The organism is Amycolatopsis sp. SID8362 (assembly GCF_010550475.1).
In the GTDB taxonomy this organism is placed as follows: Bacteria; Actinomycetota; Actinomycetes; order Mycobacteriales; family Pseudonocardiaceae; genus Amycolatopsis; species Amycolatopsis eburnea.
In genome coordinates this window covers 1-954 of record NZ_JAAGNB010001745.1, presented here as the reverse complement: position 1 = coordinate 954, position 954 = coordinate 1, and the positions used below count along the sequence as shown (strand labels likewise).

At 74.5% G+C, this 954-nt stretch carries 1 protein-coding gene; it reads right to left on the bottom strand.

All coding sequences use genetic code 11. The features are described 5' to 3' along the window. Positions 1-954 (bottom strand): TM0106 family RecB-like putative nuclease (locus tag G3I65_RS53290; RefSeq protein ID WP_160703905.1); only part of this gene is annotated, 954 nt, incomplete at both ends.

The window sequence follows — 954 nt, the reverse complement described above, 5'->3', positions numbered from 1 at the left end:
CAGCGGGTCGACCAGCGCGGCCAGCGCCGCGGCCCGTTCGGCGCGCCGCTCGGCGGCGACGTCCTCTTCGGCCGCGCGCAGCAGGGCGTCCTCGGCGGATTCCTCGGCCGGCTCCGGCACATCGATCCCGGCGTCGGCGCGGACGCGGTGCAGGAAGCCGAACAGCCGCAGGGCCGAGACGCAGTCGTCCTCGGTGTCCTCGGCGATCCGGCGCAACACCTCCTCCGCGCGCTCAGGCTCGCCGGACCGGTCGAACGCCAGGTACTCCTCGTACTCCTCGACGTCCGACACGGCGGTCTTGGTGCGGGCGCCGGGCTGGTAGAGCGGCTCGAGGTGGCGGATCGAGTACGACCGCTGCGACACGCGCAGCGCCTTGCGCACGACCGCGTGCAGGTCGACGACCGCGCCGCTGCGCAGCAGGTGGTCGACGGTCTCCTCGCGGGTGCCGTGCACGGCCGCGAGCCGCTTGATCGCGGTCACCTCGTAGGGCGCGTAGTGGTAGACGTGCGAGCCGGGGTGCTCGGCGACGCGCGCGGCGGCGAAGTCGACGAACTCCTCGAAGGCGCGCTTTTCCTGGGCGCGGCTGTGCGCCCAGAACGCGGTGAACCGCCGGTCTTCGTCCTCGGTGACCGCGCCGAAGAGGTACTCCAGCCCTTCGCCGGCGAGGGCGTGCGGATCGCCGGCCAGATCGATAAACACGTCCCCCGGCGCGGGTGCCGGCAACGCGGCCAGCTCCTCGGGGCCGACGACCTCGTAGCTGATCTCGCCGGTGGCGTCCTGCCGGACCTGCAGCGCGGCCTGGGCGCGCAGGGTCGCGAACGCCGTCACGGACAGGTCCCGCGGCCGGTCGCCCGGCCCGGCGGCGGCCAGCGCGTCGATCGAGCCCAGCCCAGCGGCGGTCAGCTTGCGCCGCTGGTCACCGCGCATCCCGGCGACGAGCGAGAGGTCGCGGTC